We start from the raw sequence: 14,991 nt of genomic DNA, 5'->3' as shown, positions 1-14,991 counted from the left end.
AGCGAAAAAGCCCTAGACCAATACGTGTTGGCCATACAGTGTGTTACCCCGCGATGGTCGGCGACCGCCCGCGATGCAGGGACCGGATGGAGGAAAGTCCGATGGCCGAAGCTGACGCGGCACCGAGCGCCCGCAATCCCTATGGCGATGCTCCCGGCGCGGGGATTTCCCTGGCGCCGTATTTCCGGCCCACGCCGAGCGTGAAAAACAACAACACCTTCTTCCCGCAAACCGAAGAGCTCGGTGCCGATGAGATGCGCATCAGCTTCGTCGGATCGTGCCCGTTCCCGCCCACCCTCGAGCAGGCCGCCACGGCCATCATGGTTGAGCTGGGCAACGGTGACCGGCTCTTTTTCGACTTCGGCCCCGGTTGCCTGCGCAACATCATCGCCCTGCAGGTCCCGGTCCCGCTGGTGAACGACATCTTCCTGACCCACCTGCACGTCGACCACTACGGTGAACTGCCCTATCTCTACGGGTTCGCCCCCTGGCTGGGCCGCTGGACCCCGTTGCGCGTCTACGGGCCCTCCGGCGTGCACTCAGAAGAGGGCACTGCGGCGATGATCGCGGGCATGAAGGCCATGACACACTGGCACACCAAGGCGTTCTCGGGCATCCCCGTCGGCGAGGGCTACGAGGTCGAGGTGACCGAATTCGACTGGCAAGACGACGGCGGTGTCATCTACGAGCGCAACGGCGCCACAGTGCGGCACTGGCGGCGCATCCACAACATGTGCGGCTCATCGGCGTATCGACTGGACTGGAACGGCCTGTCGTTCGTCTGGACCGGCGACGGGCGCCCCGACGAACTCACCGTCGAAATGTCGCAGGGTGTAGACGTTTTCGTCACCGAACTGCAGCTCGACACCCAACCGATCAGCTCCATCAAACAGGGCGCACCTGAGCCGATCATCAACATGACCATCGACGGCGTGCACACCAATCAATTCGCCGCCGGCTACATGATCAAACAAGTCAACCCCCGCATCGGCATGATCACCCACACCTTCTACGACCGCGCCACCCTCAGCGAAGCCCTCGCCGGCATCCGCACGCATTGGGATGGGCTGTTCGCCTACGGCGCACCCGACGGCGTCATCGTCAACGTCACCAAAGACGCCATCTGGGTGCGCGACGCCGCGTTGCCCGAATCGACCTCAACGCGGCGCCCGTCCACCACCGCAGAACTCACGGCGATGTTCGGTGGTCAGATCCCCAAGACCCTCAAGATCCCCAAAGCCAATTGGGCCCTGGATGAACTGGTCGACGAAGACACCTGGGCCAACGAGATCCCCGTCAGCGCATTCACCCCACCGGGCATTCAGCGTGAGCTGGTCCGCAAGTTTCCGCCGGAACTCGAGGGCATGGAAGTACCACTGTCGGCCATGTTCAACGTCCCCGACGAAGACCACTAACCCAGGGTCCCGGAAAGGTTGTCGCGCGGCTCTGTGACCTCGGGATTTATCGCCGTGTGACCGGCGTGGTTGCTGTGATGGGTGTGTCGTACGGGTTTGGATGCAGGTTGCAAAGCCAATCATCTCCGGGACCCTGACCGGGGGGCGTCGCCAAAGGGTAAACGCGCGGTTGCAGCGGCCTTCATTCGCATTCGCTGCGATGCACTGTTTCTGCTGGTCAGGCCCTGACTGAGGGCAACCTTGTGATTAAGTAGCAATTTGCTGGGTGCGCACCGTTCACTTCTGTTTCAATTCGTAGATAAATGCGTGACATATCTGGTGTATATGCAGGTCAGACGATTATCTGGTTAATCGTGATAACCACCACAATATTTGGTTTCCTATGCATATTGTCGGTAGTGTCCCTCCCCATGATTGCTTTAGCGACGTTGTTGACGCTTATCAACCAGGTCTCGGGAACCCCGTATATTCCGGGTGGCGATTCGCCGGCCGGCACCGACTGTTCAGGGTTGGCTTCGTGGGTGTCGAATGCGGCGACGGACCGGCCGGTTTTCGGCGACCGCTTCAACACCGGCAACGAGGAAGCCGCTTTAGCGGCCCGGGGCTTTCAACGGGGCACCGCTGCCAATGCCTTGGTCATCGGGTGGAATGGCGGCCACACAGCCGTCACATTGCCCGACGGCACCCCGGTGGCCAGCGGTGAAGGTGGCGGGGTGCGGATCGGTGGCGGCGGCGCCTACCAGGCGCAATTCACGCATCACATGTACCTGCCGCTGGATGCCGACGCAGTCGCGGAGGATGCGCCCGCCCCGGATGCGCCCGCTGTTCTGGTCGATGCCGTGGACCCGGGCGACGCGCCTGCCCCGGCGCCCGACGATCCGGGTCCGATAGGCGATCCGGAAATGGTGAATACATAACCAATCGGTGGATATGTGACGCGGGCAACAGCAATTCTGCGACCGGGGTCACATATCTCGAACGTAAGAGATAACCGCAGCCACGCCCCGCCGCAATTGTGTGCCCAATCACAACGCGGAACGGGCGTGGCTGCGCCATTTTGTCCGACATTAATTGTCGACGATTGTTCGAAGCCGAATTCGATCTCACGGTTGGGATGGGGATTCCGTCACGCTGAGCTGGAGGCTCGATTCGCTGCTCGATGCTCCGTACCATTGCCGCGACGGAAGGAGTTTTGCCAGTGACATCTCAGACCGCCAAGTCCAGTACCGCTCTGGGCCAGGTCATCGCCGCCACCCAGGAGGCGGTCACCGCCGACCGGGCAAACGGGCGCGTGGTATTCCAGGCCTCGGCCACCGCGCACGACGCGGTGGCCAGCACGGTAAGCCTCGGCCGGTATCAGGTCGAAGTCGACGAGCCGCCACCACTGGGCGGCGAGAGCAAGGCCCCGAACCCCGTCGAGTACTACCTGGCCTCGCTGCTCTCCTGCCAAATCGTCACCTGGCGCTTCTGGGCGGAAAAGCTCGGGATCGCGGTCGACGACATCACCGCTTATGCCGAAGGTGATCTCGACGTGCGGGGCTTCTTCGGATTCGACGACAACGTCCGATCCGGCTTCCAGGAGGTCCGCGTGGTGATCAACGTCACCGGGCCCGAGACGCCGGAACGCTACCGCGAGTTGCAGCAGGCGGTCGACCAGCACTGCCCGGTACTGGATCTGACCCGCAACGCCACTCCGGTGGCCACCCGAGTGCAGCTCAATTGACCGAGGTCTGCTGGGTATCCTGACCCTGCCTGCCAGATATCAGGCCGGCGGCAGAAGTGGGGAGCGGCAATGATCTTCATCGTCGTCAAGTTCGAAACCAAACCCGAGTGGAGCGAGCGCTGGCCGGATCTGGTCGCGCCGTTCACCGCGGCCACCCGCGCCGAAGCGGGCAACCTGTGGTTCGAGTGGTCGCGCAGCCTGGACAATCCCGCCGAATACGTTCTGGTCGAAGCCTTCCGCGACGGCGACGCCGGTGCAGCCCACGTCAACAGCGATCACTTCAAGCAGGCCATGCAGCAGCTGCCGCAGGCGTTGGCGTCCACGCCCAAGATCATCAGCCAGACGATCGACGCCACCGGGTGGTCGGTCATGGGGGAGATGTCGGTCGGTTAGCCGACGATCACGGCGATTTCGTCGCCGAGCCGATACCCCGGTGCCAGCGGCAGCGTGTCGCCACTCCAGAACCTGCCCGGGTCGAACCAGTTCGCGTCCTTGTCCGTGGCGAGCAACCCCATCTCCTCGTAGGTGATCGCCACCGTCTCCGCGCAGTACGCCGTCTCCAGGCCCAGCGCTCGCCGGGTTGCCTTGCGGCGCCGGGTTTGCTCGCGAACCTTGCTGTCCACCACGGGTATTCCCCGGATCCAGTCGTTGACAGTAGGCAGCCGGCCACGTAGCCAACGGCCGGTCAGCCGAGCGGTGGTCGGAAACGCGGTGCCGTCCATCCGCGCGATGACCCGCAGTAGTTGGTTCTCCTGTTCCCGGTTGGCATACGGGGTCAGCTGACGTAGCCAGCACCGCTGCTGGTAGCGCCCCGTCCATTGCTCCACGACCTGGCGCGCGTCGTTGAGCTGCACCCCCCGATGGTGGGTGCCGGTCCACACGTCGACCAGCTTGTCGCCCAGTTCGGCATGCCAGATCAGCGGCGGCAAGTCGTCGATGGCCACCGTCATACCGACGTGGTTCACCGGGCTGTTGGTCAACGTCTGGATGGCGCGGTCCGGCCCGGACCGTCCCCGAAACAACCACAGATCGCCGGTCCGGGTTTCGTTTAGCGCTTGGTCCAACGTGAGCGTGCTGGTTTCCACCCCAGCACCATAGGCAGACATAGGCTGTCGTCATGCGCAGCGTATGGAAATGGCTAGGCCTGGCCGGTGTCGCCGGCGTCGTCGCCGGAGGGGCGCTGGTGGTACGCGACGAACGCAAGCGGCGCGCCTACACCGCCGACGAGGTCCGGTCCCGGCTGCACCATAGGCTGGCCGAATCCGGCGCAGACGGCCTTCAGTCCCCGTCGGACCCGGGCGGGGACGCCACCGCGAACAACCGGTAGCTGCCGGAGAAGCCCTTCAATTCGACGTCGCGGCCCTCGTCGAAACCGATGTCGTCGCAATCGCCGACGGCGTCGCGCACCGGTTGGCTCACCAGGATCTCGCCGCCGGCGGCCTGCCCGGCAACCCGGGCCGCCATGGCGACGTTGCGGCCGAACAGGTCGTCGCCGCGGCGTACCGAGCGACCCATGTGGATGCCGATTCTGACTCTGATTACGTTGCGGCGCTTACGCTTTGCTTCCCTGTGCAGCGCATCCTGGACGTCAATGGCGCACCGTAGGGCCTGTTCGGCGCGGGCGAAGGCGACCATGAATCCATCGCCTTGGCTCTTCACGACATGGCCGGAGCGGCGTTCGACGAGCTCGTGAATCATCTTGTCATGTGCGGCAATGAGTTTGACCCAGGCTCGATCGCCGATCCGCTCGTTGAGCGCGGTGGACTCCTCGATGTCGGAGAACAGGATCACCACCCGACCGTCCGGGGTGACTCGCGCCAGGTCCGGGCGCTCAACTTCGGCCCAGTCGGCCAGGTCTTCGACCGAGCTGCGCATGGCCGCGCCGAAGCCCTCCTTGCGCACCAGGTTTGCGGTCTGCCATACCGTCTTGACGGCCTCGCGGCCACCCGACAACAGCCAATTGCGGGCATCGGACCGCCGGCGCAGCTCCTCGGCCTCCTGACGACTGCGGTTCAGCAACCGCCACAGCACGACCAGCCCGCCGGCTTCCGTCACGGCGATCCCGGCCAGCACATAGACCGCGATGTGCAGCGCAGCACCGGTGCCCAACACCCGGTCCATTCTTCCCGGGCCCGGTTGAGTCGATCTTGTCGGGCCAGGGGGCAATGTCTAGGGTTGAGGTCGGCCACCACGGGGAAGTAGCTGTCAAGCCGTTGGGTGACTTTCGCAGACGTCCTGGAGGTGTGGATTGGCCGACAGCGGGCATAGCGCATCAGAGGTGTTGGTGATCTTCGGAATTACCGGTGATCTGGCCCGCAAGATGACTTTCCGCGCGCTGTACCGGTTGGAGCGTCGGGGGTTGCTGGACTGTCCGATCGTGGGTGTGGCCAGTGACGACATCCCGGTGGAGAAGCTGGTCGAGCGGGCCCGGGAGGCCATTGGTCAGTCGGGGGAGAAGTTCGACGACAAGGTGTTCGGCCGGTTGGCCAGCCGGTTGTCCTATCTGTCGGGTGACGTGACCGACGGCGCCTTGTACGCATCGCTGGCTAACCAGATCGGCTCCGGACGGCGCCCCCTGTACTACCTGGAGATGCCGCCCGCGTTGTTCGCCCCGATTGTCGAGAATTTGGCGGCGGCCGACCTGGTGCGGGGGGCACGCGTCGCGGTGGAGAAGCCGTTCGGCCACGACCTGGCTTCGGCGCGCGAACTCAACTCCAGGCTGCGGGCGGTGCTCGACGAGGAGCAGATCCTGCGCGTCGACCACTTCCTGGGCAAGCAGCCCGTCGTCGAGCTGCAATACCTGCGCTTCGCCAATCGTGGCCTGGCCGAATTGTGGGATTCCAAGAGCATTTCCGAGATCCACGTCACCATGGCGGAGAACTTCGGCGTCGAAGACCGCGGCTCCTTCTACGACGCGGTGGGGGCCCTGCGTGACGTCGTGCAGAACCATCTGCTGCAGGTGCTGGCCCTGGTGACGATGGAGCCACCGGTCGGCGCCAGCGCCGACGATCTCAACGACAAGAAGGCCGAAGTGTTCCGCGCGATGCCGGCGCTGGAGCCGGCGCGGTACGTGCGCGGCCAGTACCGGGGCTACGGCGATGTTGCCGGGGTGGCGCAGAATTCGCAGACCGAGACCTACGTGGCGCTGCGGACCGAGATCGACAACTGGCGCTGGGCTGGCGTACCGATTTTCCTGAGGGCCGGAAAAGCGTTGCCGGAGAAGGTAACCGAGGTCCGGATGTTTCTGCACCACGTTCCCGGGCTGGCGTTTCTGCCCAACCGCCGGCCGCTCGAGCCCAACCAGATCGTGCTGCGCATCGATCCCGACCCCGGGATGCGGCTACAGATTTCGGCCCACACCCACAATGCGTGGCAAGACATCCACCTGGATTCCTCGTTCGCCGAGGACCTCGGTGAGCCGATCCGGCCCTATGAGCGACTCCTGCATGCCGGATTGCAAGGTGATCGCCAGCTTTTCGCCCGCGAAGACAGCATCGAGGAGACCTGGCGGATCGTGCAGCCGGTGCTCGACAACCCGGGCGAAGTCCATCAGTACGACCGTGGTTCCTGGGGACCCGATGCCGCGCAGACGCTGCTGCGTGGTCACCGCAGTTGGCAACAGCCGTGGCTGCCGCGCGGCGCCAAAACAGGACAGTAAGGGAGACGAAATCACATGCAGCTAGGGATGATCGGTCTGGGCCGGATGGGCGCCAACATCGTCCGCCGAGTGGTCAAAGGCGGGCACGAATGCGTGGTGTACGACCACAACCCCGATGCGGTCAAGGCGATGGCGGGGGAGGGCAACACCACCGGGGTGTCGTCACTGCGTGAGCTGCGTGACAAACTCTGCGCGCCGCGAGTCGTGTGGGTGATGGTCCCCGCGGGCACCATCACCACCGGCGTCATCGAGGAGCTGGCCGAGACCCTCGACTCCGGAGACATCGTGATCGACGGCGGCAACACCTACTACCGCGACGACATCAAGCACGCAAAGACGCTGTCCGACAAGGGAATTCACTTGCTCGACACCGGCACCAGCGGGGGCGTATGGGGCCTGGAACGTGGCTACTGTCTGATGATCGGCGGGGATGCCGGTGCATTTGCGCACGCCGAGCCGATCTTTGCCACCGTCGCGCCGGGGGTGGACGCGGCGCCGCGCACGCCCGGCCGCGACGGCGAGGTCGCGCAGTCGGAGAACGGCTACTTGCACTGCGGGCCGTCCGGGGCCGGACACTTCGTCAAGATGGTGCACAACGGCATCGAGTACGGCATGATGGCGTCGCTGGCCGAGGGGCTGAACATCTTGCGTAATGCCGACATCGGCACCCGCGAGCAGCAAGGTGACGCCGAGACTGCGCCGCTGTCCAACCCGGAGTACTACCAGTACAACATCGACATCCCCGAGGTCGCCGAATTGTGGCGCCGCGGCAGTGTCATCGGCTCGTGGCTGCTGGATCTGACCGCGATCGCGCTGCACGAATCGCCTGAGCTGCAGGAGTTTTCCGGTCGAGTCTCCGACTCCGGCGAGGGCCGGTGGACGTCGATCGCGGCGATCGACGAGGGCGTTCCGGCGCCGGTGCTCACCACCGCGCTGCAATCCCGGTTCGCCTCGCGTGACCTCGACGACTTCGCCAACAAGGCGCTGTCGGCCATGCGCAAGCAATTCGGCGGCCACGCCGAGAAACCGGCCAACTAACCGGCGGCAACCGTCCGCCTGACGAAGTCCACCACCACATCGCTGAAGGCGTCGTTGTCGTCGCCGGCGGCGGTGTGTCCGGCGTTGGACAGCTCGACGAACTCCGCGCGCGGCACTTTGGCCAGAAAGTCCTGGACGCCTTCCGGGCTGACCACGTCGGAGAGTTTGCCGCGGATCAACAGGATCGGGATCGTCAGGTTCACCGCCGCCTGCTCGAAGTTTTCGGTGCGCAGCTCCGGGTCGTCAAGAGGTGCGGTCATCATCGCCGGATCCCAGTGCCAGTACCACCGTCCGTCGCGCAGCCGCAGATTCTTCTTCAGCCCCTCGGGACTGCGCGGCTTGGTGCGGTGCGGCAGATAGGCCGCCACGGCGTCGGCGGCTTCCTCGAGCGAAGTGAAACCGTCGAGGTTGGTGCGCATGAAATCCCGGATGCGGGCGCTGCCGTCCTTTTCGTACCGGGGTACCACGTCGACCAGCACCAGTCCGGTCACCCGGTCGGGGCCGGCGGCATCGGCGACCAGGATGCCGGTCAGTCCGCCCATGCTGGCCCCGATCACCACCACGTGACGACCGATCGCATCCAGGACCTGCAACACGTCCTCGGTGAGGGTCTCGACGGCGTAGTCCGCGGCCGGTGCTCGATCGCTGTCTCCGTGTCCACGGGTGTCGAGCGCGACGACGTGAAAACCCTCGTTCGCCAGGATCTGGCCGGTCTTCTTCCAGGAGAACCGGTTTTGGCCGCCGCCGTGCAACATCAGGATGCTCGGCCGGTCAGCCGCCTCGGCGCCGCGGTTCCATTCGTCGGCGACCAGCGTGATTCCCCCGACGCCGGAAAACTCGACGGCGCGGGGGCTGCTCACGGTGCTCACGCATTCCGACGTTACCTACCTGGTTTTAAGGTTCGTTTAAGCACCTTCATCCAGGGTGGCGACGTGGGCCATGGGTCAGGTTCGCCGCGGCGGCCGCAGGCGCCCGGCCCCACAGCAACTTCACGGCTGACACGCACATCCACCCGCCCTTATATGTCATCCTAGATTGACATAATTTGCATGGCCTTGTCGGCCAGGGCGACATGGCTCGCACCAAAGGAGTTCTCATTCTTACGCTTTCACCCCGGTGCCCGGCATCCCGACCGGCCGGCTGCGTGTCATTGTTGCGGCCGCGAATATGGCTGGGCCCGATCATCGTCGCCGTGGCGCTGATGTGCGGGTTGGGCCTGTTCTACAGCCGGGTAGGTGCGCACGAACTCGTGGCCGTCTCGGTCCTGAGCTACTGCCCACAGCACCAGCAGCAGGTACCCGCGCCGTGGGTGTGGGTTTGAACAACGTGCGGTGAGTTTTCGTCATCGCCGGGGTCTATCAGAAGGACTACACCCCGACGACGCCCCGACGATAATGGAGACGGCCATGCCATCGATCACGCCCGCACTCTGGTTCGACCACAATCTGGAAGAGGCGGCCCAGTTCTACACCTCGGTGTTTGCGAACTCGCACGTCGAACGTTTCAATCGCTACACCGAGGCCGGCCCGGGTGAACCGGGCGCGGTGGTGTCGGGCACCTTCGTGCTCGACGGGGTGCGGTTCGTCGGCATCAACGGCGGCCCGGAATTCCGCTTCACCGAGGCGGTGTCCTTCATGGTCGAATGCAAGGACCAGGAAGAGGTCGACTACTACTGGGACCGGCTAACCCGAGGCGGCGAGGAATCCCGGTGCGGCTGGTGCAAGGACCGCTTCGGGCTGAGCTGGCAGATCGTGCCGACCCGGCTGCACCAGCTGCTCACCGACCCCGATCCTGCCGTAGCGACCGCGGCGACCACCGCAATGCTCGGCATGCGCAAGATCGTCATCGCCGAATTGGAAAGGGCCGCAGCGCAAGTGTGAACTCACTCGGTGAGACGGCCGATCCATTCGATCGCCTTATCGATGATCGGCGCGACGTCGTCGGGGTTCTCGCAGTCGGCGATCATCAACGACGACTCGGCCATCGTCGCCATCAGAACGCGGCTCAGCAGTTGTCTGTGCAGCGACGTGTCCGGCGGCAACACGGCCAGCCAGCGGCGGAAGGCGGCCGACATCCGGTCGCGGCGGACGGTCTCGAACCCGGCGGGCGTGTCGCCGGACGACAACACCCTGGCCCGGCATCGGTTGTCCCACATCGCCTCCAAGTAGGCCCGCACGTGAAGTTGCAGTGCGTGTCGCGGGCGGCCGCCGTCCGGGCCGGATCGGGAGGCGTGCTGCATCGCCGCCTCGATACGGCGTTCCACGTCGTCGGCCACCTGCTCGAAGATCGCCAGAAACAATTCGCTCTTGCCGCCGAAGTGGTGGTAGATGCTGCCGATGCTGGCACCTGACTTGGCCACCACATCGGCCATCGTCGCCGCGGTGAAGCCCCTGGCCGCGAAAACCTCGGTTGCCGCATCCAGGATCCGCTGTTGGGTGGCGCCCGTTCTGGCCCATCGGCGGACGGTGTCGGCGTTGCTCACTGAACCCGCCCGCATGTCAGCCGACGACCTCCGGCAACACCCGCGGCGAGTGGGACTAAGGCGAACATCATCGTTGCTTGGTCCTCCTGTTGACGGCGCTGTATTTAGGGTGCCGTGACGGCGGCGTGGTGTCTGTCGGCCGAGCGGCTACACCGGGGATGAATGCGGTGTCCCCCGATCGAAGGTCTTTTTGTCCCCCATGCGTCCCGGTTACGTTGGATCATGCGCGGGCTGCAGGTGGCGACAGGAGTCAACATGAGGGACCAAGCTGCCGCGCCGGGCGCCACGCCCGGCATGATTGGCAACGCCGCGCCCGACCACGCCAACGCCGACCAGGAAGCCTGTCATGTCTGAACCCCACTGGATCGACGTCCCGCGAGCCGGCGGTGATCTCAAGGCCCTGACCTGGGGTCCGGCCGACGCCCCGATCGCCTTGTGCCTGCACGGCTTTCCCGACACCCCGTACGGCTGGCGCAAGGTCGCTCCCCGGCTGGCGAAGTCGGGATGGCGGGTCGTCGCACCCTTCATGCGGGGGTATGCGCCGTCGGCGATTCCGGCCGACGGCTGTTATCACGTCGGTGCGCTGATGCACGACGCGTTGCGGGTGCGCGCGGTCGCCGGCGGGACCGACGACGACGTGGTGATCGGTCACGACTGGGGCGCGATCGCCGCCACCGGTCTGGCCGCGATGCCCGACAGCCCGTTCGCCCGGGCGGTCATCATGTCGGTGCCGCCCGCGGCGGCATTCCGGCCGCTGGGCCGGGTGCCCGACCGCGGGCGGCTGGCCCGCGAACTACCGCATCAGCTGTTGCGCAGCTGGTACATCGTCTATTTCCAGTTGCCCTGGCTGCCCGAGCGGTCCGCTGCGTGGCTGCCGCCGCTGTTGTGGCGCCGGTGGTCGCCGGGTTATCACGCCGAGGAGGACCTGCGCCACGTTGACGCGGCGATCGGGACACCGGAGAGCTGGCGAGCGGCGCTGGGACCCTACCGGGCGACCATCCGCAACACCCCGCCGCCGGCAGCCTACGCCGAGTTGAACCGATGGTGGACCGAGCCGCCGCGGTTGCCGAGCCTGTATCTGCATGGTCGCGACGATGGTTGTGCCACACCGGCTTTCACGCATTGGACAGAGAAGGTGCTGCCCGCCGGCAGCGACGTGGCGATCGTCGACCACGCCGGGCATTTCCTGCAGCTGGAACAGCCGGAGAAGGTGGCCGAGCTGATCCTGACGTTCGTCGGCACACCCGGCTGAGGCTGTGGCGGCACACCGGATGGCGGCCGTCGACGCGCAGTTCTACTGGATGTCGGCCAAGGTTCCCAATGACCAGTTCCTGTTGTACGCCTTCGACGGTGAAGCAGTGGCTGTCGAGCGGGCCGTTGCGCAGCTCCTGGACCGGGCCCGCGCTTGTTCGGACCTGCGGATGCGGGTCCACGACGGGTCTGCCCTGACCTATCCGCAGTGGGTTGCCGCGAGGGTCGAGCCCGAGCAGGTGATCCGCCACCAGCTGACCGACGACAGCTGGCATGGCTGTCTGGCGGCCGTCGCCGGGCTGGCCGACGAGCAGCTCGATGTTCGCCGGATGCCTTGGCGGGTCCACGTATTCACCCCGGTGGTCGGGATTCCGGGGGTCAGCGGCGCGGGCACCGTTGCGGTCGTGCAAGTCGCGCATGCGCTCGGCGACGGTGCGCGCGCCTCCACGATGGCGGCCTGGCTGTTCGGGCGGGCGGCCCCGGTGGCGTCGGTCGCCGCGCCGCGGCGGGGTGTGCTGCCCTGGCGCGCCGCCGCGGCGGCCTGCGCGCACCGCCGGCTGGTTCGCGACACCAGGTCTGGGCGGCTGGCGCCGGGCGCCGGTTCGCGGCCGCTACTGCCCACCAATGCCCGGCCCCAGGGTGCGCGAGTGGTGCGCACCCTGGTGCGGCAGCGCTCGCAATTACCCGGTCCCACAGTGACTGTCGCGGTGCTGGCCGCCGTGTCCGCGGCGCTGTTCCGGCTGCTCGGTGGGCCGGCCGAATCGCTGGCAGCGGAAGTGCCGATGGCTAAACCGGGTGCACCGCGAGCATATAACCACTTCGGCAACGTCGCTGTGGGCCTGTATCCGGCGCTCGGCCGCGCCGAGCGGGTTGGGCGGATAGCCGCCGATCTGACCAATGCCCGCCGCCGCATGCAGCATCCCGCCGTACGGGCGGCCGACCTGGCCTTCGCTACCGTCCCGGCGGCGTTATTGCGATGGGGGGTAAGCCAATTCGATGCCGATGCGCGCCCGGCGCGAGTGGCCGGCAACACCGTGGTGTCCAGTGTGCACCGCGGAGCCGCCGATCTGCATTTCGGTGCCGCGCCGGTGGTGCTGACGGCCGGCTATCCGGCACTGTCACCGGCGATGGGGCTGACGCACGGGGTGCACGGTATCGGCGACACGATTGCGATCAGTGTCCATGCGGCCGCGTCGGCGATACCCGACATCGACGCCTATGTGGAATTGCTTGACGGCGCCTTGCGATGAATGTTATTGGGCATCACCAGATCTGGCCGCTTCTTCGCGGGTCAGGCCGACGGCCAGGATCAGCTCCTCATGCAGTTCGAACCAGACGGTGTGGTAGGAGTCGATGAGCGGCCTGGTAAGCCAGGCGATATCGCCGGACTTGACTTTGTCAAGTGCGGCATTCAGTTTCGCCGAGTAGTGGCCCAGCCGCGGCAGCTGTGCCGCTGCCGCCGCGATGATGGGTTGCACGCGCCGGTGCACATCGTCGAGGCGGGCCAATACCGCGGCGTCATAGCCGGCGTCGTCGTGGCCGTTGGGCTGGCCGCCCTTGAGTTGCCAGTCCGTAACCACAACTTTGAAATCGGTGTTGACGCTACGAAACTCGTTGTAGGCGGCGGCCATTGCCGCCGGGTCGAAGCGGGTGCGCTCCTCGGCGAGCAACGCATTGAGCCGGACCCGGCCTTCGGGGCTGAGCCGTAAGGTGGCGCCGCCGACCAACAGGCCGGTCGCGGTCAGCCGCGCGACCGTTTCGGTGACGTCGTGGTGGTCTTCGCCCAAAGTTGTAGCCAGGTCGGCTGGACTCACCCGGCCCTTCAGACGGACGGCTTGTAACACTTTGACGTGCATTCCGGGTGCTGTGGGGTTGACTTGGCTTGGGGTTTCGTTGTCCATGTCACAGGGTCTCGTCGTTGTCGGGGGTTAGCCCAGCTCCGCGGGTCTGTTTCCGGACTGCGCTGATTCGCTTAGCCTCGCATCGTTTTCGCAGGCCGGCAAGAATGCGAATAACACCTGTCCGCTGAAATACAAAATCCAGTTGGCGGCATACAGGTCGAATATCGGAACATCGCGATTCTGCCCTGGTGCCAGCCACGTGCTGAACAGGTACAAGTCTGATAGCGGGAGAAGCAGCCCGCCGATCAGTACGGGAAACGCTGGCAGGCTGAGCCGGTTCGCCCAGAAATACCAAATACTGAAGCTGATCATCAGGGTGTAGATGACGAGGTTGAATAGAAAGCTCCCAAGCTCGAGGAACTGATGACCGGTAACTGGTTCCCGCACGTAGGAGATCCAGCCCACAGTGTTGGCCACCGCAACGATCATGACGACGAACCAGCGCATGCGGTAACCGATTCCGCCACGTTGCGCGAGTCTGGACTGAGAAAAGCGGTAGAGGACGTAAACGTACAAGATGTACCCGGCGCCGAACAGAATGATCGCGACGGACAGCTTTCGGGTGATGGGTTGGATGCCGGATATGGCGCTATTGACCACGTCTCCCACGGCGCACATTGCCATCCCCGCGATCAGTATGCGCGTATACCTTGCCACTTGCGGGGAAAGCTGCTGCTGACAAGCCAGGCGTACGGTGATGACAAAGAGCATCAGAGCTATATGCCAAATGTGATAGATCGTCGTGGGTGGGCGGGAAATATTGCCCATCCAGAGCACCTCTGTTGTGACGCTGAGGGCGAGCAGGCTCAACAGTATCGTGGCGTAGGGGAATTTCATGGGCGCCTATTCTTGAGGCTCGTTCGGGTGTGCGCGATGGCCCACGGCCATCGTCGAGTCTGAGCGGTGCCGAGAATCCTCACAGTGGCCCGACTGTATAGCACAGACCTGGTCGGAAATTGAGTGGGGAAATGACCAGCGCGGTGGGTATGTGCAGCCGACTGGTTTTACCGCGGCTGGCACCGGGCACGCCTGCCCACGCCCCAAGGTCGGTGACGCGGGCCCAAACTTCGGGGGTGCAGTGCGTCGACGCGGCTCGAATCGGTGCGCGCAATGACTGCGAGTGTTGGTGGGGGGTTGTGGAGGTCTTGGGGGGTCCCGGGTGGGTGGCGGTTGGTTGTCGCCGCTGGTGTCCACGTGGTGGGCTAGCAGGGAAGTGTGCACTGATTTCTTGATGCCCCAAGGTGTTTGGGTTTCGATACGGTGCCGGTGGTGACCGGTCCGGGTAACCAACGCTAGTTGGTTGGTAGTGGTTGGGGTTGGAAGGGTTCGTACCACCACCAGTGGGCGCGCTCGCCGGTGGGCCCGGGACACGGCGCGACCGCGGGCGGGAGTTTAGTTGGTGGGCGCGCCAGCGATCCCGGACGCAATAATCGGCCGGCGTCGTCGGCCTGAGTTAGGACATTACCGGTCGGTAACTTGGGGTGTGTCGGTGTGACCTGCGTGTTCGTCTGCTGGTTTGGCGT

General features: G+C 65.2%; 16 protein-coding genes and 2 pseudogenes. 11 read left to right on the top strand and 7 right to left on the bottom strand.

What is annotated here, in order from left to right; all coding sequences use genetic code 11:
• The first annotated feature begins 101 nt into the window (after positions 1-101).
• From gntH to AWC07_RS13040, 4 genes and pseudogenes are all read left to right on the top strand, one after another.
• The gene (gntH, locus tag AWC07_RS13055; protein ID WP_139829679.1) at positions 102-1,415 is read left to right on the top strand and encodes a guanitoxin biosynthesis MBL fold metallo-hydrolase GntH; all 1,314 of its coding nucleotides are present in this window, start codon (positions 102-104) and stop codon (positions 1,413-1,415) included.
• Between the two features lie 353 nt (positions 1,416-1,768).
• Positions 1,769-2,305, top strand: a pseudogene (locus AWC07_RS13050) (hypothetical protein); the annotation flags it as partial.
• Positions 2,306-2,613: 308 nt separating this feature from the next.
• Entirely contained in the window at positions 2,614-3,138 is a 525-nt protein-coding gene (locus AWC07_RS13045; protein ID WP_036417344.1) for an OsmC family protein, read from the top strand.
• A gap of 69 nt (positions 3,139-3,207) precedes the next feature.
• A complete protein-coding gene (locus AWC07_RS13040; RefSeq protein ID WP_036418583.1) occupies positions 3,208-3,531 on the top strand; it encodes a putative quinol monooxygenase in 324 nt (107 codons plus the stop codon).
• Here AWC07_RS13040 and AWC07_RS13035 read toward each other — a convergent pair.
• Positions 3,528-4,223: a guanylate cyclase gene (locus tag AWC07_RS13035; protein ID WP_036418580.1), complete on the bottom strand. Its 696-nt coding sequence runs from the start codon at positions 4,221-4,223 to the stop codon at positions 3,528-3,530. The two genes, AWC07_RS13040 and AWC07_RS13035, sit on opposite strands and share 4 nt — an antisense overlap.
• Before the next feature lie 32 nt (positions 4,224-4,255).
• On the opposite strand from AWC07_RS13035, the gene AWC07_RS13030 reads away from it, so the two are divergent.
• Positions 4,256-4,465 (top strand): hypothetical protein, encoded by a 210-nt coding sequence (locus AWC07_RS13030; protein WP_084293739.1) that lies wholly within the window; start codon positions 4,256-4,258, stop codon positions 4,463-4,465.
• Here AWC07_RS13030 and AWC07_RS13025 read toward each other — a convergent pair.
• A complete protein-coding gene (locus tag AWC07_RS13025; protein ID WP_244187579.1) occupies positions 4,417-5,250 on the bottom strand; it encodes an adenylate/guanylate cyclase domain-containing protein in 834 nt (277 codons plus the stop codon). The genes AWC07_RS13030 and AWC07_RS13025 overlap by 49 nt on opposite strands.
• A gap of 136 nt (positions 5,251-5,386) precedes the next feature.
• Between AWC07_RS13025 and AWC07_RS13020 the strand changes: the two genes are divergently transcribed.
• Positions 5,387-6,796, top strand: a complete 1,410-nt coding sequence (locus tag AWC07_RS13020) for a glucose-6-phosphate dehydrogenase (protein WP_036418575.1) — start codon at positions 5,387-5,389, stop codon at positions 6,794-6,796.
• A 15-nt stretch (positions 6,797-6,811) separates the two neighbouring features.
• Positions 6,812-7,834 (top strand): phosphogluconate dehydrogenase (NAD(+)-dependent, decarboxylating), encoded by a 1,023-nt coding sequence (gene gnd, locus AWC07_RS13015; RefSeq protein ID WP_036418573.1) that lies wholly within the window; start codon positions 6,812-6,814, stop codon positions 7,832-7,834.
• On the opposite strand, the gene AWC07_RS13010 is transcribed toward gnd, so the two are convergent.
• Positions 7,831-8,703 carry an alpha/beta fold hydrolase gene (locus tag AWC07_RS13010; RefSeq protein ID WP_036418570.1) on the bottom strand — a complete coding sequence of 291 codons (873 nt, stop codon included), beginning with the start codon at positions 8,701-8,703 and terminating at the stop codon, positions 7,831-7,833. The genes gnd and AWC07_RS13010 overlap by 4 nt on opposite strands.
• A gap of 275 nt (positions 8,704-8,978) precedes the next feature.
• On the opposite strand from AWC07_RS13010, the gene AWC07_RS27585 reads away from it, so the two are divergent.
• Positions 8,979-9,155: a hypothetical protein gene (locus tag AWC07_RS27585; protein WP_167380065.1), complete on the top strand. Its 177-nt coding sequence runs from the start codon at positions 8,979-8,981 to the stop codon at positions 9,153-9,155.
• Between the two features lie 85 nt (positions 9,156-9,240).
• Entirely contained in the window at positions 9,241-9,714 is a 474-nt protein-coding gene (locus AWC07_RS13005) for a VOC family protein (RefSeq protein WP_036409290.1), read from the top strand.
• 2 nt (positions 9,715-9,716) lie between these two features.
• Here the strand turns inward: AWC07_RS13005 and AWC07_RS13000 are convergent, their stop codons facing one another.
• The gene (locus AWC07_RS13000) at positions 9,717-10,316 is read right to left on the bottom strand and encodes a TetR/AcrR family transcriptional regulator (protein WP_036409279.1); all 600 of its coding nucleotides are present in this window, start codon (positions 10,314-10,316) and stop codon (positions 9,717-9,719) included.
• A gap of 346 nt (positions 10,317-10,662) precedes the next feature.
• Here AWC07_RS13000 and AWC07_RS12995 point away from each other — a divergent pair, with 346 nt between their 5' ends.
• Both AWC07_RS12995 and AWC07_RS12990 read left to right on the top strand, forming a co-directional pair.
• Complete coding sequence (locus AWC07_RS12995; RefSeq protein WP_036409282.1) at positions 10,663-11,568, top strand: alpha/beta fold hydrolase; 906 nt, start codon at positions 10,663-10,665, stop codon at positions 11,566-11,568.
• A gap of 4 nt (positions 11,569-11,572) precedes the next feature.
• Entirely contained in the window at positions 11,573-12,817 is a 1,245-nt protein-coding gene (locus AWC07_RS12990; protein ID WP_036409285.1) for a WS/DGAT domain-containing protein, read from the top strand.
• Between the two features lie 3 nt (positions 12,818-12,820).
• On the opposite strand, the gene AWC07_RS12985 is transcribed toward AWC07_RS12990, so the two are convergent.
• From AWC07_RS12985 to AWC07_RS28730, 3 genes and pseudogenes are all read right to left on the bottom strand, one after another.
• Entirely contained in the window at positions 12,821-13,423 is a 603-nt protein-coding gene (locus AWC07_RS12985; RefSeq protein ID WP_036409288.1) for a hypothetical protein, read from the bottom strand.
• A gap of 72 nt (positions 13,424-13,495) precedes the next feature.
• On the bottom strand, positions 13,496-14,305 hold the full coding sequence (locus AWC07_RS12980; RefSeq protein ID WP_051507779.1) for a hypothetical protein: 810 nt from the start codon (positions 14,303-14,305) through the stop codon (positions 13,496-13,498).
• Between the two features lie 455 nt (positions 14,306-14,760).
• Positions 14,761-14,991, bottom strand: a pseudogene (locus tag AWC07_RS28730) (hypothetical protein); the annotation flags it as partial.

Source organism: Mycobacterium gastri, assembly GCF_002102175.1.
Taxonomy (GTDB): Bacteria; Actinomycetota; Actinomycetes; order Mycobacteriales; family Mycobacteriaceae; genus Mycobacterium; species Mycobacterium gastri.
Note: the sequence above shows the minus strand (reverse complement) of the source record. Positions and strands in the feature narration are given on the sequence as shown.